The organism is Heliobacterium mobile (assembly GCF_009720735.1).
Lineage (GTDB): Bacteria > Bacillota > Desulfitobacteriia > Heliobacteriales > Heliobacteriaceae > Heliobacterium > Heliobacterium mobile.
Window position 1 is genome coordinate 66,382 of record NZ_WNKU01000016.1, and the last position, 18,858, is coordinate 85,239.

Here is an 18,858-nt window from a genome sequence, read left to right on the forward strand (position 1 = left end):
CCCTCATCTTCTTTCTCGGATATAATAAATAAAAGTGAAGAAACGAGGGATATATCGATGAACGTCAAAAATTGTCCCCGCTGCAACCGGATTTTCATCCCTCAGGGTGGCCGGAAAATCTGTCCGGTTTGCGTTCAGGAAGAGGAAAAACAATATGAGATTGTGCGAGAGTATCTTCGGGAGAATCCGGGAGCACCAGTGCTGATAGTGATTCAAGAGACCGGTGTAGATGAAGATACGATTCTGCAATTCATCAAAGAAGGACGACTTGAGGCGGGCAGCATTCAAGGTGCCGAATTGCATTGCGAGAGCTGCGGAACGGCGATTACCAAAGGTAGGTTCTGCGGCAAATGCCAAGATGAGTTGGCCCGCGACCTTCAACGAGCTGCCGGCTTATCCCAGCCAAAGGCTCCAGAGCGGGAGACAAAAGGACGTGCGAAAGATAAATTCTTTACTGCTGATTTTGACTAGATAACTGTATTGACAAAATAACAGCTGTTTTAGAGTGAGCATGGGTCAAAAGAGTATGCATGGTCCGGTGGGACAGGCTATGCAGATCTTTGGGTCCATGCTCTTTTTCGGCCCGCATGTTGAAAAAAGCGACTAAAGATTTCCGTCTATGCCGACGATATTAATAACAGCAAACTAAAATACTAGGCCCTTGTCGAAAAAGTGAGGGACAGAATGCCACAGGAGGTGCTAGGCATGATTCATTCGTCCAATTTGATACAGCATATTAGAAAAGCATACAGCACTGAACCTGTTACCAAAAGGGCAGAGAGTATCCCCGAACCCAAAGGCGGAGATGGGATAAAACAAAGCCCCGATTTACTCAGCTTATCTGAAGAAGCGCGCCTTTTACAGGGTGCGATGAAAGCCATCCAAGACGTTCCCGAGATTCGCATGGACAAGGTGCTCCATGTACAGGAAGCTCTCCGTACCGGGACCTATTCTATTAGCGGCGAAGAGATTGCGGAGAAAATGATCGGCAGCAAATAAAGTGCCTTCTGAATTTTTATAGAAATTCGGGTGATCTAGATGACGACCAGAGAACAGGTCCCCCGGGGTTTTTCGCTCGGAGGAAAATCCCAGGAGGGCCTTTTTCGACAACTGGACGAATTGCTAGCGCTTCACCATAAACTCATGCAGGGTCTGTTCCTATTAGCGCAAAGTCAGGAAAAAGCCATTATGAAATCGAACATCCAGGAAGTGCAAAAAATAACGGAAGCGCAAAACACGCTTATCTTCCAAACGGGACAAGTGGAATTAAAGCGGCAAAAGCTCTGTGAGGAATGGATTGACGCTCTTAACTTTGAACGAAGTAATAAAAACCTGCAGGCTTTAACTAAGCACGCCACACTGAATGAGTTGATTCCCTACATCCCGCTGGAATATCAGCTGGATATTCGAAAACGGATGGACGAACTGCAGAACCTGATGAAGGCACTGAAAAAACAAAATGCACGTAATGAAGAAATGATTCATTTATCGCTGGACTTTTTAAATCAACTACAAGACATGATCAGTCAAGCGGTTACGAACATAACGCCAAGTTACGGTCCGGAAGGAGAAAAGGAAGCAGAGCTGCTTTCTATATTTAACAAACGGGCCTAAAAAAGGGAGGCACACAATGACATCAACCTTTTTTGGCTTGGAAATTGCCAAGCGGGGTATCAATGCCAACCGTATAGGGCTCGATGTGACTGGTCACAATATGTCGAACGTCAACACGGAAGGATACTCGCGTCAAACGATAGCGATGGTGACGACCCCTTCTTTATTTGCGCCATCAATGCATGGGGTGTACGGTGCGGCACAGATTGGAACCGGGGTGGATGTGAGCGAAATCCGCCGCTACCGGGACTCCTTTTTGGACTTAAATTATCGAAAAGAAATCCGAACACTCGGTTCGTTCTCGATCAAATCGAATACACTCCAACAAGTTCAGTCGCTTCTTTCGGAAAGCGAAGACAAGGGCCTCTCAAGTGTGATGGATCAGTTCTGGGAAGCTTGGGAAGATGTCACTCCGAACACTGATAGTCCTACGGCAGCTCGCGGCGTCGTCGTCGAGCGGGGCAAGGCGCTGGTAGAGACGTTTCAGCATATCAGCCGACAACTGGATCAAATGGAACAATCGCTTAATAATCAATTGTCCCAAAGGGTGTACGATGTTAATAGCTATGCCCGGCAGATCGCTGTGCTGAATGGACAAATTCAGACGATTGAGGCAGGTAACGCTGATAGCAGTGTACAAGGCGGTTACCGGCAAAATGCGAACGACTTGAGAGATCAGCGGGATCTATTACTCGATAAATTGGCTAAAATGGCCAATATCTCTGTATCGGAAGATGCTAGCGGCATGGTTGATGTTTCCGCTGGTAATGGCACCCTTGTATACGGTACCAGTTGTAGACAATTGGTCACATATGACGCCGTTGATGCGAGCAATCGAGCTCTTTTAGAAGTCAAATGGGACTCCGGGCAAGATGCCTATTTTAGTGACGGAGAGTTACGGGGGATTTTAGAGTCCCGCGGCACATTTGTCCCCTCAGGAAAGGCTTCGCTCTTCGGGAGCGACAAATTCGATTGGCAGATCAAGGGTATCAGCGGACCGAGCATCGACAATCTAAAATCGATGCATTTAACAAGTGCTGCCCCTACCGGTAACTATAAATTCACGATCACGACAGCCTGGCAACCGCTGTCGGCGACATTGAACTTGCCTGCGAAATCATTTCCCTTCACGACAGCGAGCACGCTTGCGCTCAACTACGGTGGCAAAACGTGCAATATATTCCTCAATAAAAACGATAATATCGGCTCATTTATCGATAAGGTTAACGCTTTCACCGAGGAAACTGGGATACAAGCTCGGTTGGCCAAAACCGCCTCAGCCGGTGGACTGCAGGTCATTTTCAACTCCATAGAGAATGTGAGCGCATCAGGCGCATTTACACTTGCATTAGCATCAGCGGCGGGGCTTCTGCCCGGTGTCCCTGTGGTTTCCGGCGCGTGGGGATCGGCCCTCTCGGTACAAAACGGACATAATGTGGCCATCAGTTTACCTTCCAGCGCTGGACTGGGTGTTCTGAGTGCTTCCGTCGTTGGGGCGAGGGTCACCTTGACAGATGCCGGGAAAAATATGAATTTAATCACTTTCGATACGGGCAACATGATTTCTTCCTCCGGTGTTACGCCTTTTTCGGCACCTGTGGGCACCTATGAGTTCCAAATCACCAAACGGGAAGGGATTATTCAAGATGCCCGCCGGCAACTAGACGAATTGGCGCTCGTGGTGGTTCAAACCATCAATGAAGTGCATATGGCTGGCGTTTCAGAATCGGACCTCAGAAATAACCCAAGCCTGCTGCGAAGTGATCGCAGATTCTTTGTCGACAGTTCAGACCTTTTATCGGATCCCAAAAGTCTAAGCTCCATTGTTGTGAATCCCGAACTGACTGCAGCCACACTGGCCTGCTCCAAGCCATCGAAAACATCTTCCACCAACGGCACGACGGTCATCGGTGATAACCGCAACGCTCTCGCTCTTGCCAACTTGAAGTACCAGAAAATGCGTGATTTCTTAACCCCCGAGTCTTATGACGACTTCTACCGTAACTTTGTGGGTGACTTAGGTGTGGCTGGGCAGGAAGCGAAGCGAATGAAGGACAACCAAACGACACTAACGGACAACATTCAAAAACAAAGGGATTCTGTTTCTTCCGTTTCTATGGATGAGGAAATGACCAATATGATCCGGTACCAACAAGCATATAATGCGTCGGCCCGTTTAGTGAATGCGATGGACGAAATGCTGGATACGATTATCAATCGGTTAGGATTAGTGGGAAGATAGGTCTGTTTATACAGTAAGCGATAGGAGATAACAACGTTATCTCCTGAACAGCGATTTGATCATGTCACGTAGGCAAGAATTAAGTAACGTAGGCGAGGTGAACCGATATGCGCATAACCCAGTCGATGATGTCCCGGAACTTCATGACGGGACTGTACGATATTACAGGAAAAATGGATAAAACCCAATATCAACTCTCCACCGGGCGTCAATATCAACTGCCGGAAGATGCTCCTATGGAGAATGTGCAGATTATGACTCACCGGTCAACATTGGTCCAAGTGAATAAATACATGAAAAACACTGGTGAGATTCAGGTCTGGCTCGAAAACTCTGATTCGGCTTTATCTGAAGTGAATAATGTGCTACAGCGGGTGCGAGAACTCGTTTTGCAGGCAAACAACAGCACTGCAACCACTGATTCAAAGCAAGCGATTGCCCATGAGATTGGCGAGTTGAATGACCACTTAAAAAACGTGTCGAATACGACGATCGCTGGACGTTATATTTTTGCTGGGACCAATACAGACAAACCGCCCTGTACAAAAGACAGCAACGGCAACTGGGTGTGGCAAGGAAACAATGGTGATATCAACGTTGAAATTGACGCCAATGCCACTGTGCCGATGAACTCAAAAGGGTTCGATATCTTCGTTCGCAACGATTTTAACTGGAATGATTTGACGACGCCTACCACTCCGGCACCTGAGAAAAACCTTTTCAACATGTTGGACGCGCTTACGAAAGAGCTGAAAGATCCCAATTCTACGAAGAGCCTCGACAAATTTCTAGATGTGACCGATCAATTCTTGGACGGAGTGAATGATGAACGATCCTCGATTGGTGCTCGAGCCAACCGCATTGATTTTACCAAGTCCCGGTTAGAAGAGTTCCACTTAAATATCACCGATGCTCTGTCTGGTAAAGAAGATGCCGATATGGCTCAAGTTTACACAAATATGAGCATGCAGCAAAACGTCTTCCGTGCAGCACTCTCCGCCGGATCACGTATTATTCAACCCTCGTTGGTGGATTTCTTGCGTTAGCGATAGCTAATTCGCTGGCGTGAGAAGAAAAAGATAGGGAGGTGACTCCCGATGGCGATCATGATACCCAGCGGCATGTCTGGCTTTCCGGGGGGATTTGAACCTCGCATCAGTCAGCCTCGAGGAATCCTCACGATTGACAACACACCTGTTCGGGCTTCCCTTGGTTTTAAAGATACTTCCGTTTTCGCTCAAGAAAATGCGAACCGGGGCAATCAGACGATGCTTGCCTTTATCGGGCGCATTGCGGCTGAAGGGAATCGAATGGCCCGAATCGAGGATAAATCAGACCCTGCTGTCGAGGCTGGGAAGAGCGCCTTAGACACCTTTGATAGCTTTGAGATTCGACTGGCTAGTCTGGATCCTCCCATTATCCGCTATGAACGACAGGGTCCGAATATCAGTTGGGTGCAAACATCAGGAGATTCATTGACAGGGCGGATTGTCAATCAGTTAATTTAATTCACGCCTGTCTTTCCGCTTCTAGCGAATTCGTATCTATCGAATTCGCTATTTCCTTATCTCTGTCGCTAGAGAAACGTAGACATTTTTAGGAGGAAAACAATGCGAATTCAAACGGAACGATTTGGTGAATTGAATATATCAAGAGAAGAAATCCTCCGTTTTTCTCATGGGTTACCGGGGTTTCTGAAGGAAGTCGAATTTGTCCTCATTCCTCATGGGGAAGATTCTCCCTTTGCTTTTCTGCAGTCCCTTATGACCCCGCAGCTGGCATTTTTGGTGGTAAACCCCTTTGTCTTTTTTCCAGACTATAACGCTCCGATACATATCAATCAAATCAGCCATATTGGCATCAATGAAGCTAATATCGGTGAGATATGGACGATCGTCACAGTTCCAGAAAACCTGGAGAATATGACAACGAATCTACTGGCCCCGATAGTGATTAATCGAAAAAACGGGGAAGCGGTACAGGTAGTATTAGATAAGACGAACTACACCACAAAACACCGTCTCTTTACTGCCGCCACCAAAGCCAGTGCCGGAAATGCTGGCAAAGGGGGAGAATAAGTGCTTGTATTAACGCGGCGCAACGGAGAAAGCATTGTCATTGGCGAGAACGTCAAAGTGAATATTTTGGAAGTTCGGGGGGACCAAGTGCGGATCGGTATAGACGCACCACGGAATGTAGTTGTCCATCGTGGAGAGGTCTATGAGGCGATTCAACGGGCTAACCGTGACGCGGTACAATCGGTTCCGGACATGCAGAGTTTAACTACATTGTTAAAAAACGAGCAAGCAAACGCTTTGTGCACGGATTCTCAAGAAAAGGGAATGAAAAAAACTAAAAATCACACAGAAAAAGCCTAAAGTTGTTTGATGAAGGTTTCGATAATGATAATGTAGACCTAACCGGAATTTGTAAGAGAAACTGGTAAGGATCTACAATATGGTTTAAGAGGCCAAAAAAATGGAGCAAGGATGCTCTAGTAGGTATTCAAGGAGGAATAATCCATGATTATCAACCACAACATGATGGCAATGAACACCCAACGCGCCATGAGCGTAACGACCAGCGCTCAGTCCAAGTCGATTGAAAAACTGTCTTCCGGTATGCGCATCAACCGCGCCGGTGACGACGCAGCCGGTCTCGCCATTTCTGAAAAGATGCGCGGCCAGATCCGCGGCTTGAACCAAGCGAGCCGAAATGCTCAAGACGGTATCTCCCTGATTCAAACGGCAGAAGGTGCGCTGACGGAAACTCACAACATTCTCCAGCGGATGCGTGAGTTGGCTGTACAAGCGACCAACGACACCAACACTGATTCCGACCGTCGGGAACTGCAAAACGAAGTGAAGCAGCTCAAGTTGGAAATTGACCGTATTGGTAACACTACCGAATTCAACACCAAAAAGCTGTTGGAGGGTAGTGCAGCTGGTCCTCGGGAAAAAGTGGACGGCGTTGTCCAGATTAACAACAATAGTTCCTTGTCGATCAGCGGTTTAAAAGCTCTACAGGATACCTTTAAAGGCATTGGCGAAGGGAAAGCCTCTTCAAGCGGTGTTTTAATCAATGGTGCGGTTATCTTAGTAAGAGAAACCAAGACATCTGGTAGCTTTCAATCAACGGACTTTGCCCTTTATACCAACGACGGCAAACGCCTTTCCGGTAGCAACATGTCTTCTTATCTGAATATTTCTCAAAGCGGAATAAAACTGGGTTCGTCGATAACTGCCAGTACGGCTGCACAAGGCAAACAGGTTGGTATGACGTTGAGTGGAATGAAAGTCGGCGAGACAGTCACATTTGTCTTTGGTAAAAACGAAGACGCGAAAAAAGTCCTTTCTGGCTCGATGATGTTCCAAATTGGTGCTAACGCCGGCCAAACCACTTTTGCGGCAATTAATGACATGCGTGTTAAAGCTCTTGATCTGAGTGGTGTAGACATTAGTACCAAATGGGGGGCTGCTGTAGCTATTGAACGAATTCAGCAAGCTATCGAGAAAGTTTCCTCTCAACGCAGCTTGCTCGGTGCCCTTCAAAACCGCCTCGAATACACCATCCGCAACGTCGACACGGCAGCGGAAAACATCCAGGCTTCCGAATCCCGGATTCGCGACGTAGACATGGCGAAGGAAATGATGAACTACACCCGTCTCAATATTCTCCAACAAGCAGCGAACTCCATGTTGGCACAGGCAAACCAAGCGCCTCAAAGTGTTCTCAGCTTGCTCCGTTAATCTTTGAGCTAATCAATAAAATAGGAAAAGACCCAACAGGAGTTGGGTCTTTTCCTATTTTATTGATTAATACAAAGGCCGTTAATAAGTCAATTATCTTCTTGCAATAGTTTACACAAATGCATTTACTCGCTATATGCCACTAAATATACCTGCAAGAAAATTAAAATTCAAAATATAAATACCAAATATCAAAAAATAAAAAATAAATTTGCGAATAATTGCTAAAGAAATTAAATAATTGTCCGATAAATATAATGTAAGCTAAATATATACCGATGGTATATTGAGGCCTTACATCCGTTCCCGGGAACGGATAAAAAATGGGGCATGGACGTTCCATTGATTAATTCAAGGAGGAAATGCAGATGATTATCAACCACAACATGCAGGCAATCAATACCCAAAGGTCCATGAGCGTAACCAGTAGTATGCAGGCCAAATCGATTGAAAAGCTGTCGTCAGGCATGCGCATCAATCGCGCTGGCGATGACGCGGCCGGGCTTGCCATCTCGGAAAAGATGCGCGGTCAGATTCGCGGCTTGAATCAAGCCAGCCGGAACGCCCAAGACGGTATATCACTGATCCAAACGGCGGAAGGAGCACTAGCAGAAACCCATAACATTCTGCAGCGGATGCGTGAGTTGTCCGTTCAAGCGACGAACGACACCAACACCGATTCTGACCGTCGTGAACTGCAAGGCGAAGTAAAACAACTCAAGCTGGAAATCGATCGTATCGGTAACACCACCGAGTTCAACACCAAAAAACTACTAGAGGGCAGTGCTGCCGGTCCACGGGAAAAAGTGGATGGAGTAGTCCAAATCAACAACAACAGTTCCTTACAAATTAGCGGCTTGAAGGATCTGCAAGATATGTTCAAAGACATTGGAGAAAATCAAGCTGCGAGTAGTGGTGTTAAAATCAACGGAGCAGTTATCCTGGTGAGGGAAAAACTGACGTCGGGATCGAGTAATTATACGGCGTCAGACTTTGCCATTTACGACAACGCCGGTAATCGGCTTGCCGGCACTAATACCACCTTCTTAAATATCTCTGCGTCGGGCATCAAATTAGGAAGCAGTGTTGCTGCTGGTACAGCCGCTCAATCCAAGCAAATTAGTGCATCCTTAAGCGGTATGAAAGTCGGAGAAACGATCACCTTCGTCTTCGGAAAGAATGAAGATGCCAAAAAGGTACTTTCTGGCTCCATGATGTTCCAGATCGGAGCCAACGCGGGTCAAACAACTTTCGCTGCTATTAATGACATGCGTACGAAGTCACTAGATCTGAGTGGTGTAGACATTAGCACCAAGTGGGGTGCGGCGGTTGCGATTGAACGAATCCAACAGGCTATTGAAAAAGTTTCCTCTCAACGGAGCTTGCTTGGTGCCCTTCAAAACCGCCTCGAATACACCATCCGCAACGTAGACACGGCAGCGGAAAACATTCAGGCCTCCGAATCTCGAATCCGCGATGTAGATATGGCTAAGGAAATGATGAACTACACTCGTCTTAACATTCTTCAGCAAGCGGCTAACTCCATGTTGGCACAAGCGAACCAAGCCCCTCAAAGCGTTCTCAGCCTGCTTCGCTAAGCTTCATCCAATTCTTATAGCTCTCGAAAGGCCTGGCTCATGCCAGGCCTTTTTAATTGAGAGAGGGTTTATTAAACGAGGGGATAGAGTTAAGCTTTTTACGGCAGTTCTCGATAATAATGATAGAGAGGCACAGATAAGTCGAAACATGATGACGAGCATGCGTAGATAAACGTTTTTGAGAAGCTGGGAGGGATTTTCCATGCCTATGCGTATTTCTGGTTTAGCCAGCGGGATGGATATCGACTCAATGGTAAAGCAAATGATGAAAGCCCAATCGACTCGCAGAGATCAAGTCTATCAAAAAAAGGTACAAACAGAATGGCAACAGTCCGACTTAATCGACCTCAGCAATCAATTGCGCACGTATCGAGATTCGATATTTAAGCTTAAGCTGTCGAATACAACGAGTCCCAAAAGCGTTTCATCCAGCAACAGTGACGCAGTGACCGCCACGGCGACAGCGGACGCGACAAACACCGTCCATCTCGTAACTGTCAACTCCTTAGCCCAAGGAGTTAGCCTGGGAAGTCAAGACTCGATCAGCGCGTCATCCAGTGCTGATAAAAACACCTTGAAAACCCATCTTGGGCTGAGTTCGACAAGTCCCTTTGTCTTAAAGCTTAACGGAAAGGATATTACAGTTGATCCGACGAAGAGTATTTACGAACTCGTAAGCAGTATCAATAACTCTGGCGCGGGAGTTAAAGCGAGTTATGATGTAAATTTGGATCGTTTTTATTTAAACTCGACAACTCTTGGGGCGGATGCAAAGGTCGATTTCTCAGCAACTACGGATAGCAGCGCGCAAGAACTCGTTGCTAAACTTAAGCTCGGAGGAGCGTCTGCTGCGACCAGTGTTTGGGGAACTACTGGTTGTCAATGGAAAGGAACGGCTGGAGAGGTTCAGATCGACGGCGTTACTTATAAAAATCTTACCAGCAACTCATTGACGGTTGCCGGTGTGGTCTATGCGTTTAAGCAAAAGACTTTAGGAACTGGTGAACCAACCACCTCTCTCCAAGTATCCCCTGATATCGAGGGCTCGGTAAAAGTAGTCAAAGATTTTGTCAGCCAGTATAACGAAATATTGAACAAGTTGAACACAGAACTTAATGAGAAAGTATATCGGGACTTTATGCCGCTAACGGATGAACAAAAAAGCGCCATGAAGGATAGCGATATTACGCTTTGGCAAGAGAAAGCACGAAGCGGTTTGCTCCGCAATGAATCTTCAATGCGTGAGTTAGTATCGCAGATGCGCTATTCCGTTTCAGACGCTGTGGGGAGTTTGACAGGCAAGTACAAATCTTTATCGTCGCTTGGGGTTACAACAGGGCTCTATTCGGAAGGTGGAAAACTCTATCTTAACGAAGATACTCTGCGGAAGGCGCTTACAGAGGATCCGGATGTCGTAAGCAAAGTTTTTGGTACGACAGTAACTAAACCGGATCCGACAGACCCCACAAATACTGTTAACGATTTAAGCAACTGCGGTGTCGCTGTTCGTCTATATGATCGACTTAAGCAAGCCATGGATAAGATTCGAGTTCGGGCTGGCACCATAACCGGGGCTGATGACATGAGTGATCTTGGTAAGCAATTGCGGCGGTATGATAAACAGCTAGACGATATGAATGAGCAGTTGACACGCCAAGAAGACCAATACTACAAACAGTTTACGGCGATGGAACAAGCAATACAGAAGTCAAATTCGCAAAGCTCCTGGTTGACACAGCAGTTAGGCGGTAAGGGATAATATATGGATAGGAATTTGCCAGGGGCTTTGCAAAACGAGAGGGTTAAAGCCGAAGAGATCAAAATAGCAACCGATGAAAAGAGTATTTGGAATGATTACTTTTTTTTGACAAAGCAAATGCTATGGGCTCTTCGCCAAAAAAATATGGAATTGTTTAGTGACATGCTGGTACAACGAGAGGGTATGCAAAACCGTATTGAACGGGGGGGATGGAAGGGGCAGGGTGCGAAAATAGGGATGGAAGCCACCCGAAAAGAAGATCTTTTAAACCAGATAGCGGCGACGAATGAGGAAATAAAACATGAACTGATCCTACAGATGAGTGAATTAAAGCGGCAAATTGATAGGTTTGAGGCTTATCATAAGATTGAAATGATAGAACCCACAAGCTTGATGGATCATCGAGGTTAACGTAATTACAAGAGAAAAAGGAGATATATACATGAATCCTCGGAATTCAGCCCAAGCTTATGCGGCGCAAAAAGCCTATAGTGCAGCCAAAAATGGAATTAAAATGGGCGCTTCACCAACATCAACGATACCATCGCCAGCATCCCCAGTTGACTCTGCGAGCGTACCAACTGGTTCGTTTGCAAATCCAGTTTCAAATCAACCGAATATGCCGATAAAGAACGGCATTGCTTATTCGCATGTTGGAGGGAGTCCAAGCAACAGTGCCGATGTATATCTGACCCAAAAAGTGATGACGAGTCCCCCGGAAGAATTAACTACGTTGCTCTACGACGGGGCCTTACGGTTTACGAAAATGGCTATAAAAGCAATCGATGAGAAAAATGTTCAAGAATCTCATCGGAATATATCGCGGGCACAAGATATTATCATGGAACTAATGGAAACACTTGATATGTCCCAAGAGGTTGCCCATCAGTTGATGGTGCTGTATGATTTTATTCTACACTCCCTTACGGAAGGGAACGTAAAAAAAGACAAGACCCATCTAATTCATGCTCAGGAGTTTTTGCAAGACTTAAAAGATACGTGGGTTGAAGCGATAAAACAGTCTCGAATACAAAAGAGCACACAAACAAGCCCCGGTGCATGATGCCGATGCTGGGGCGATAATAACCTACAGGACAGGCGGCTGAACATGATGTCACGAATGGATCGGAACATCCGTTTTTTTCAAGAATATTGTCCGCTAATCATAGAGCAGCTCCAAGGATGGCAACCTCATGATTTAGTTCAAGTAGTACCATCACGAGTTCCCGGCATTCCGACAGCTTTTTATCAACGAGAAGCAGGATCCTTTTATTTACACAGTCGCTACAATCCAATTCAAGAAGCCGAAGCCTGGGCGTCCCAGCAAGACCTTGATGGTATCCGACACGTCATTATTTTCGGCTTGGCTTTTGGATATCATGTTGAAGCATTGGTTAAACGAAAACCAAATGTACAACTTCATATTTATGAACCAGATGGGACTGTATTTTTGGCGTCGTTGCACGATCGAGACTGGACTGCGTTTCCGTGGCAGCAAGTTCGTCACTTGGCTTTCGACGGGAATCGTCCAAAACAAGAACAGTTTTTAATGGAAATGATCCAACAGATAAAAGACGACTGGACGATACTAACGATTCCATCGGTCCAGCGTTGTTTCCCAGAGGTCTACTCTTCGTTTCAGGAACGAATGAAATCATTGAGAGCTGGTTATGTTGAAAGTCTTGAAATCAACATCCCCTTCCAAAAAGAATGGGCCGCCAACGCCTTGAAAAACTTGCCTCATATCCTTAGAACGGATTCGGTGTTCAAACACCGGGACTTTTTTGCGGGGCAAATGGCAATTATGACAGCGTCAGGACCATCGTTAACTGAAGCCATACCCTATCTTCGCACACTGAAGAAAGAAAAGAAAGCGATCATCGTAGCAGCAGGGACGAGTATCAATGCCTTGGTTCGTCACGGCGTTTCCCCGCATATGTTCGTTTCTTACGACCCCTTTGTAAATAACTACAAGGTTTTGCAAGCGAATCTCGATAAAGGAATTCCGATGGTATTTGGCAGTACCATTTACAGTGATATCGTCAGTGAACACGTAGGTCCACAGGCTCACTTCATTCTCAACCAGGATAATGTCTATGAAGCGATCGTTGGAGGTCTCAACACTGACGAGGTGATTTCTGACGCCCCTTCGATTGCCGTGGTTACGTTGCAGCTTCTTTATAAGCTAGGTATTCGAAAATTAATTTTAGCGGGTCAGGATTTGGCCTTTATCGATGACCATAGATATGCTGTAGGTGTGAATGAGGCCGGCTACAAAGATGGCCGAGCCAGCGAAGAGGATCGAGGAAAATACAACCCTGTGGAAGCCAATGATGGTTCCACCGTATTTACCGATAATAGCTTTCAAGTCATGCGCCAAAATCTAGAATATGTGATTCAACAAATCCCTTCAGGTGAGATGGAGATCATCAACACGGCACGGCGGGGGGCAAAAATTGCAGGGACAATCTACTCGGATTGGGAATCGCTCCTGGCTCTATCTAGTGATAAGACACCGACTGGGAAAACGCCTCTCCTTTTTCCCCGAAGAAGTGGAACGAGCCTCAAGCCGATGGCCAAGCGGGTAGAGAAGATACTTGATGATATCTACATAGAGCTTAAGAAGACGGTGGAGCAGTTACACAGATTTTCTGAGCGATGCAATAATGGGGATCAGGACAAAGCTCTAAAAAGTTATCAGAAAGTGCTGCAAAGTCTAGGTCTGCTATTGAATCACCGGGGCTTTACCTCGCTCGTCGCGTACTTAGTTCGCAATGAAACCCATATTATTCAGAAATACTTACCCGACGCAGCCGATTTTGATTGGGAGGAGAAAAAACGCTTTGCTTTCCGAGAAATACCACTGTTTTTGCGCGGCGTAGAGGCTGCCCTGCAGCAATTGCGGCAAGGGTTAACCGAATGGTCTTAAGAAGTAATCGTAGTAAGGATTGGCTATAAAGAAAATACTCAAACTAACGATAATAATTAAGTCAAGAAGAAAAGAACAGTACTTCTTAGAGGAGTGAAAAGCCATGGAATTGGCAAGCGTAAACGCTATGGATGGCGGTTATAATACTTCAAGTCCTCGTGTGTCCGGTGCAGAATCGGGTGCGTCTCGGAACCAAGCTGGTGGCCAAACTACAGATGTTAGTGTGAACGCAAATACCCTTCAGACTGATACCCTTCAGTCAGGCGCCACTGCTCCTCATAACGATCAAAAAGAATCTGTAGTAGATCTTCTTGCTCATGAGTCTCCCTATCGTTTTTCGAAAGATACAGTGGTTCGCATGTTACAGGAAACGAATTCTTTTTTACAGACAATCAACACGGATATTCGACTGCAATGGCACGAAAAAATGGAAATGATGTCTGTCCAAGTTTATGATCAGCGGAATAATCGCGTTCTACGTGAATTTCCGCCGAAGGAATTTTTGGATAGAATGGCTAAGATACGGGATTTTGTTGGGATTGTTTTAGATAAAAAAGTATAACTTAGGATACTGGTATACAAAAAGAGACACCGTAGAACAGTGTCTCTTTTATACTAGGGTATAAAGGAGACGTTTTCTCATGAGGATATGGATTGACGATGAGTATGTCGGAGAAGCGGCGAAACCTGTGGATATTTCATCGATCGTAGAAGTGTGGACGAATCGTCAACCGACGCGAATTATAACTGGATTCGAGCACGCTGGACAGTATATGGAATATGGAGAGCAATGGGATCTGTTCCTTAATGAAAACGCCGTTGGATTGGAAGACGTAGATGTACGCCTATTCACTTCATCACGGGAGGAAGTACTGTTAGAACTAGCCGAATCTGTAAAAGAGTATTTGGAGAGACTAGTGGTTGGTGTACCTCGTCTCGCCGATCAGTTTTATGGTGATGCTAGTGCCGATACCTGGAAAGAGATGGAGAATCTCAGCGAAGGATTGAGTTTTTTAGACTCTTCGGCAAAGTTGTTAGGCATGGGAAACTATGACCAGGGGCGTTTCTTTGACTTATTAGGAGAACTCGAACAAGCGATGAGAAATAGGGATACGATTTTCATAGGGGATTTACTGAAGTATGAGCTGACTCCATGGCTAGAAGGGATTCGGAAGAGTTTTGTTGAAAATTAATGTGTATGGATACAGTTACTTTTTAAGGTGAAGCGAGGTGAATCGTATGGAAGAAATTAATCCGATGAATGACTCTAGCAAAGTCGCTGAATACTTACGGAATAAAGTAGTATTGATAACGGGTGCAACTGGTTCGTTAGGTCGAACGCTTTTGCCCAAAGTGCTAGATTGTAATCCCAAAACGGTTCGACTCTTTAGCCGTGACGAAGCAAAACAGTTTGAACTTCAGCAAGAGTACGCCCATCGACCGGAACTTCGCTTTTTGCTCGGTGACGTTCGCGATAAAGAACGATTGAAACGGGCTATGGAAGGAGTACAAGTCGTCTTTCATTTAGCCAGTCTAAAACACGTACCTCTATGTGAATATAACCCCTACGAGGCGGTTCAGACAAATGTGCTTGGGACCCAGAATGTGATTGATGCGGCATTATATAATTATGTTGAACGAGTTGTATATACAAGTTCAGATAAAGCAGTCAACCCCACAAATACGATGGGAGCAACGAAACTTTTAGCTGAACGGCTTATTTCGGCAGCACGGCAGTGGAGGGGAACTCGTCGAACGATTTTTTCTTCCGTACGCTTTGGTAACGTTATGAATAGCCGTGGAAGTGTTATTGAAGTGTTTAAGCGGCAAATTGAAAAAGGTGGGCCTGTGACAGTTACCGATCCTAACATGACACGGTTTATGATGACCTTATCGCAAGCTGCAGATTTAACGCTTTCAGCAGGAGCATTTGCTAGAGGTGGAGAAGTTTTTGTACTAAAGATGCCGGTTATTCGATTGGGAGATCTCGCTCAAGTTTTCATTGAAGAATATGCGCCCGTCGTCGGTCGTAAACCGGAGGCAATAAAAATAGAATATATTGGTTTGCGTCCGGGGGAAAAACGGTTTGAAGAACTCATGACTTCTGACGAGAGCGTCCTGTCCATTGAAATGGAACGAATGTTTGTATTGCCTGCTGCCCTTGACTCAAGTGCTACAACCGTGATTGAAGACAAGAAGAAGGACGCATCATGCTCTTCTGAATCGGCAGTATCGCTTACGAAAGACGAATTACGATTGTTGTTATCTAGGGAAGGTATTTTTGCGCGAAATTTCTAAATTAGTTAGTTGAAAAATAATAACGATAGTTTAATTTGGGGTTGAAATCGATATGGACGATGGTATAGAAAGGCAAATTAGCAATAGGAACTGGGTATTTAATACAGAAAAAAGCGTAAAAGCCAGACCTGTAGTAGGCAAAGATGGGACAATATATATATGTTCGTTAGATTGTCGTCTTTATGCCTTGCGTGCAGACGGAAGCCTAAAATGGTCTTTCCGAACTGAAGGACCGATATACTCCGCTCCGGAAATTTCAGAAGACGGAAAAATATTCTTTGGAACATATGATAGGCGTCTATATTCCATAAGTCCAGATGGAAAATTGATGTGGTCATTTCTTTCTGAGGGGCCAATCAATTCTTCTGTATTGATTAGTGAAAAGGGTACAGTATATTTCGGAACTTTGGATGGCGCCCTTTATGCACTTACAATTGAAGGGAAGTTGAAGTGGAAATACCAGACAAATGACGGTATTTATTCTACTCCGATTTTGATGACTGATCGGTCATCAGTTTGTTTTGGTTCCCTAGATGGAAATATATATGCCATAAGTGCAGACGGCGTTTTAAAATGGTTAGTTGAAACAGAAGGTCCGGTTTATGCATCTCCGAGTATTGACAAAGAGGGAACTGTTTATATTGGATCTTGGGATAATAAGTTTTATGCGATAGATAATAAAGGTAATGTTCGATGGACATTTCTTGCGGAAGCTGCGATTCATCACAAAGCTGTGATAAGTAATGAAGAATTAATATATATTGGTTGTCTAAATGGTTTTATATATTCGTTATCACTTAACGGTGAGATTAAAAGTAAAGTCAAAATTGGATCAAACCTGTTTACTGGACCTGCTAAAGACACTGAAGGTAGGATGTATATAGGGACTATACAGCAAACCTTACTGGTCTTGTCGCCAGATAAAAAAATTAAATTTGAAATGCCTGTAGAAATGCCTATCCAGACAGAAGTAACCTGTAGTCGAGATGGTTCAATTTATTACGGTACAGATAATGGAGTTGCCTCGATAAATAATCTTCAGCTAAGGCGGTTTAATTGGGTTTTTCATACAGGAGCACAATTTCACAGTAGTCCTATAGTACGAGAAGATGGGGTAGTATATGTAGGCTCTTATGACCATAATTTGTATGCACTAACACCCAAAGGTCAAGTGGATTGGTTTTTTAGAACGGATGGTATTATATACTCCACACCTATAATAGACGAACATGGGGGAATATATTTTGGAAGTTTCGATAACTATGTATATGCTTTATACACAGATGGAAAGCTGAAATGGAGATATGCCACTCACGGACCGGTTTTTTCATCACCTGTTATAGGGAAAAATGGTATTATATATATCGGTTCTAGAGATAATCACTTATACGCGATTAATTCTGATGGCGTGTCTCAATGGAGTTATAAAACGGATGATGAAATATTCGGTTCTCCTATTATTGGTCCGGATGAAACAATTTATATTGGATCAGATGATGGAAAACTTTATGCAATACATCAAGATGGAGCGATGAAGTGGTACTTTAAAACCGAAGGTAAAATACGTGCGACACCCACGTTAGGGTACGACGGGACGATTTTCTTTGGATCTTACGACAAGAAGATATATGCAATCACTCAGAATGGAGACTTGAAATGGAGTTTGGATGTACAGGGTGCAATCCTAACTATTAAACGATCCGATAATTTGTTGCTTGTTGGGACGGAGGAGGGAATACTCTACTGTATTTCGACAAAAGGTGAGGTTAAATGGACATTTAAAGCAGAGGGAGCAATATACTCTTCACCACTGGTTTATAATGAATTGATTTATCTGGGAACTTTTGATAAAAAACTTTACGCCATTGATCTAAACGGAAAAAAACGATGGTCACTTCTAGTAGGTGACGAAATTGTAGCGTCTGCTAATATCGTTAAAGATACACTGTATATAGGCTCCAGAAGCGGTTTTTATTCAATAACTCAAGTTTCGCAGATCAAAAATCGCGTTAAGCCTTTAACCAGTATAGGAATTTCGCAATTAAATTCTGGTGCTTGACATAGAAAAACACCTCTACGACTGGTAAAGTGAAGTTACCGCTAACTAAACGCTACCAGAGAGAGGTGTCACTCCCTATGATAGAGCAAAAGGGTCAAGTCGATCAACTCCCGAATGACATTCGCGGTGCTTTTTCTGAATTAAAAATTGGCAAACATCTTCGCCAGGCTGGCATTTGTAAGAGTAATGGTTTTTCGTGTTTTTATCTTTTTCAAGTTGCTTTCTTATTGATTTTCCGTCATAAGACATGGCACAAATTACTACAGAGCAGTAAAGGTGAACTCTTTCCCGGAAAAGATGCGATTTATCGCTTCCTCAACTCCCCTCATTACGGATGGCGTAAGTTTCTTTCCTCGTTAAGCACGGAGAGGATTTCCGCTATGAAGCGACTTACTTCGGACAAACGCGTATGTTGTTTCATTGTGGACGATTCCATTTTTAGTCGAAATCGCAGTAAATGTGTCGAGTTATTAGCGAGAGTCCATGATCACGCAGCCGGGCAATTTGTCCGTGGATTTCGCATGCTCACGCTGGGTTGGAGTGATGGGCATAGCTTTCTTCCCATTGATTTTTCCCTGTTAAGTTCCCAAAAAGTAACCAACCGAATTGG

The 18,858-nt window shown here is 44.7% G+C and carries 19 protein-coding genes; all 19 read left to right on the forward strand.

All coding sequences use genetic code 11. The features are described 5' to 3' along the window. Positions 1-57 precede the first annotated feature (57 nt). A complete protein-coding gene (locus GJ688_RS13150) occupies positions 58-471 on the forward strand; it encodes a TIGR03826 family flagellar region protein (protein WP_155477019.1) in 414 nt (137 codons plus the stop codon). Between the two features lie 234 nt (positions 472-705). Beyond that, positions 706-999 carry a flagellar biosynthesis anti-sigma factor FlgM gene (gene flgM, locus GJ688_RS13155; RefSeq protein WP_170291966.1) on the forward strand — a complete coding sequence of 98 codons (294 nt, stop codon included), beginning with the start codon at positions 706-708 and terminating at the stop codon, positions 997-999. Between the two features lie 39 nt (positions 1,000-1,038). Next, a complete protein-coding gene (locus GJ688_RS13160; RefSeq protein WP_155477021.1) occupies positions 1,039-1,614 on the forward strand; it encodes a flagellar protein FlgN in 576 nt (191 codons plus the stop codon). 16 nt (positions 1,615-1,630) lie between these two features. Next, the gene (flgK, locus tag GJ688_RS13165; RefSeq protein WP_155477022.1) at positions 1,631-3,856 is read left to right on the forward strand and encodes a flagellar hook-associated protein FlgK; all 2,226 of its coding nucleotides are present in this window, start codon (positions 1,631-1,633) and stop codon (positions 3,854-3,856) included. 107 nt (positions 3,857-3,963) lie between these two features. Then, positions 3,964-4,902, forward strand: a complete 939-nt coding sequence (flgL, locus tag GJ688_RS13170; RefSeq protein ID WP_155477023.1) for a flagellar hook-associated protein FlgL — start codon at positions 3,964-3,966, stop codon at positions 4,900-4,902. 51 nt (positions 4,903-4,953) lie between these two features. Beyond that, on the forward strand, positions 4,954-5,364 hold the full coding sequence (locus GJ688_RS13175; RefSeq protein WP_155477024.1) for a DUF6470 family protein: 411 nt from the start codon (positions 4,954-4,956) through the stop codon (positions 5,362-5,364). A 102-nt stretch (positions 5,365-5,466) separates the two neighbouring features. Next, a complete protein-coding gene (gene fliW / locus GJ688_RS13180) occupies positions 5,467-5,934 on the forward strand; it encodes a flagellar assembly protein FliW (protein ID WP_155477025.1) in 468 nt (155 codons plus the stop codon). Beyond that, complete coding sequence (gene csrA / locus GJ688_RS21380) at positions 5,935-6,234, forward strand: carbon storage regulator CsrA (protein ID WP_170291967.1); 300 nt, start codon at positions 5,935-5,937, stop codon at positions 6,232-6,234. It abuts the gene before it with no gap. 144 nt (positions 6,235-6,378) lie between these two features. Then, positions 6,379-7,605, forward strand: a complete 1,227-nt coding sequence (locus GJ688_RS13190; RefSeq protein WP_155477026.1) for a flagellin N-terminal helical domain-containing protein — start codon at positions 6,379-6,381, stop codon at positions 7,603-7,605. A 368-nt stretch (positions 7,606-7,973) separates the two neighbouring features. Next, a complete protein-coding gene (locus GJ688_RS13195; protein ID WP_155477027.1) occupies positions 7,974-9,203 on the forward strand; it encodes a flagellin N-terminal helical domain-containing protein in 1,230 nt (409 codons plus the stop codon). 202 nt (positions 9,204-9,405) lie between these two features. Beyond that, positions 9,406-10,962, forward strand: coding sequence for a flagellar filament capping protein FliD (fliD, locus tag GJ688_RS13200; protein WP_155477028.1), 1,557 nt, complete (start codon positions 9,406-9,408; stop codon positions 10,960-10,962). A 3-nt stretch (positions 10,963-10,965) separates the two neighbouring features. Beyond that, on the forward strand, positions 10,966-11,373 hold the full coding sequence (locus GJ688_RS13205) for a hypothetical protein (protein ID WP_155477029.1): 408 nt from the start codon (positions 10,966-10,968) through the stop codon (positions 11,371-11,373). Positions 11,374-11,404: 31 nt separating this feature from the next. Continuing rightward, a complete protein-coding gene (gene fliS / locus GJ688_RS13210) occupies positions 11,405-12,025 on the forward strand; it encodes a flagellar export chaperone FliS (RefSeq protein ID WP_235910969.1) in 621 nt (206 codons plus the stop codon). Positions 12,026-12,073: 48 nt separating this feature from the next. After that, complete coding sequence (locus GJ688_RS13215; RefSeq protein ID WP_170291968.1) at positions 12,074-13,891, forward strand: motility associated factor glycosyltransferase family protein; 1,818 nt, start codon at positions 12,074-12,076, stop codon at positions 13,889-13,891. Between the two features lie 103 nt (positions 13,892-13,994). After that, positions 13,995-14,453 carry a flagellar protein FlaG gene (locus GJ688_RS13220; RefSeq protein WP_155477031.1) on the forward strand — a complete coding sequence of 153 codons (459 nt, stop codon included), beginning with the start codon at positions 13,995-13,997 and terminating at the stop codon, positions 14,451-14,453. A 79-nt stretch (positions 14,454-14,532) separates the two neighbouring features. Next, positions 14,533-15,084 (forward strand): hypothetical protein, encoded by a 552-nt coding sequence (locus GJ688_RS13225; RefSeq protein ID WP_155477032.1) that lies wholly within the window; start codon positions 14,533-14,535, stop codon positions 15,082-15,084. Between the two features lie 46 nt (positions 15,085-15,130). Further along, positions 15,131-16,189, forward strand: a complete 1,059-nt coding sequence (locus GJ688_RS13230) for a UDP-N-acetylglucosamine 4,6-dehydratase family protein (protein WP_235910970.1) — start codon at positions 15,131-15,133, stop codon at positions 16,187-16,189. 52 nt (positions 16,190-16,241) lie between these two features. After that, entirely contained in the window at positions 16,242-18,248 is a 2,007-nt protein-coding gene (locus GJ688_RS13235) for a beta-alanine-activating enzyme beta-propeller domain-containing protein (protein WP_155477033.1), read from the forward strand. A 77-nt stretch (positions 18,249-18,325) separates the two neighbouring features. After that, positions 18,326-18,858: transposase (locus tag GJ688_RS13240; RefSeq protein ID WP_207708811.1), on the forward strand; the 533-nt coding region annotated here is incomplete at its 3' end.

Coding starts and splice junctions, on each gene's coding strand:
- flgL (WP_155477023.1), top strand. CDS start 3,964: ATGCGCATAACCCAGTCGATGATGTCCCGGAACTTCATGACGGGACTG.
- GJ688_RS13195 (WP_155477027.1), top strand. CDS start 7,974: ATGATTATCAACCACAACATGCAGGCAATCAATACCCAAAGGTCCATG.
- flgK (WP_155477022.1), top strand. CDS start 1,631: ATGACATCAACCTTTTTTGGCTTGGAAATTGCCAAGCGGGGTATCAAT.
- GJ688_RS13205 (WP_155477029.1), top strand. CDS start 10,966: ATGGATAGGAATTTGCCAGGGGCTTTGCAAAACGAGAGGGTTAAAGCC.
- GJ688_RS13220 (WP_155477031.1), top strand. CDS start 13,995: ATGGAATTGGCAAGCGTAAACGCTATGGATGGCGGTTATAATACTTCA.
- fliS (WP_235910969.1), top strand. CDS start 11,405: ATGAATCCTCGGAATTCAGCCCAAGCTTATGCGGCGCAAAAAGCCTAT.
- GJ688_RS13175 (WP_155477024.1), top strand. CDS start 4,954: ATGGCGATCATGATACCCAGCGGCATGTCTGGCTTTCCGGGGGGATTT.
- fliD (WP_155477028.1), top strand. CDS start 9,406: ATGCCTATGCGTATTTCTGGTTTAGCCAGCGGGATGGATATCGACTCA.
- GJ688_RS13225 (WP_155477032.1), top strand. CDS start 14,533: ATGAGGATATGGATTGACGATGAGTATGTCGGAGAAGCGGCGAAACCT.
- GJ688_RS13230 (WP_235910970.1), top strand. CDS start 15,131: ATGGAAGAAATTAATCCGATGAATGACTCTAGCAAAGTCGCTGAATAC.
- flgM (WP_170291966.1), top strand. CDS start 706: ATGATTCATTCGTCCAATTTGATACAGCATATTAGAAAAGCATACAGC.
- GJ688_RS13150 (WP_155477019.1), top strand. CDS start 58: ATGAACGTCAAAAATTGTCCCCGCTGCAACCGGATTTTCATCCCTCAG.
- GJ688_RS13160 (WP_155477021.1), top strand. CDS start 1,039: ATGACGACCAGAGAACAGGTCCCCCGGGGTTTTTCGCTCGGAGGAAAA.
- GJ688_RS13190 (WP_155477026.1), top strand. CDS start 6,379: ATGATTATCAACCACAACATGATGGCAATGAACACCCAACGCGCCATG.
- GJ688_RS13235 (WP_155477033.1), top strand. CDS start 16,242: ATGGACGATGGTATAGAAAGGCAAATTAGCAATAGGAACTGGGTATTT.
- fliW (WP_155477025.1), top strand. CDS start 5,467: ATGCGAATTCAAACGGAACGATTTGGTGAATTGAATATATCAAGAGAA.
- GJ688_RS13215 (WP_170291968.1), top strand. CDS start 12,074: ATGTCACGAATGGATCGGAACATCCGTTTTTTTCAAGAATATTGTCCG.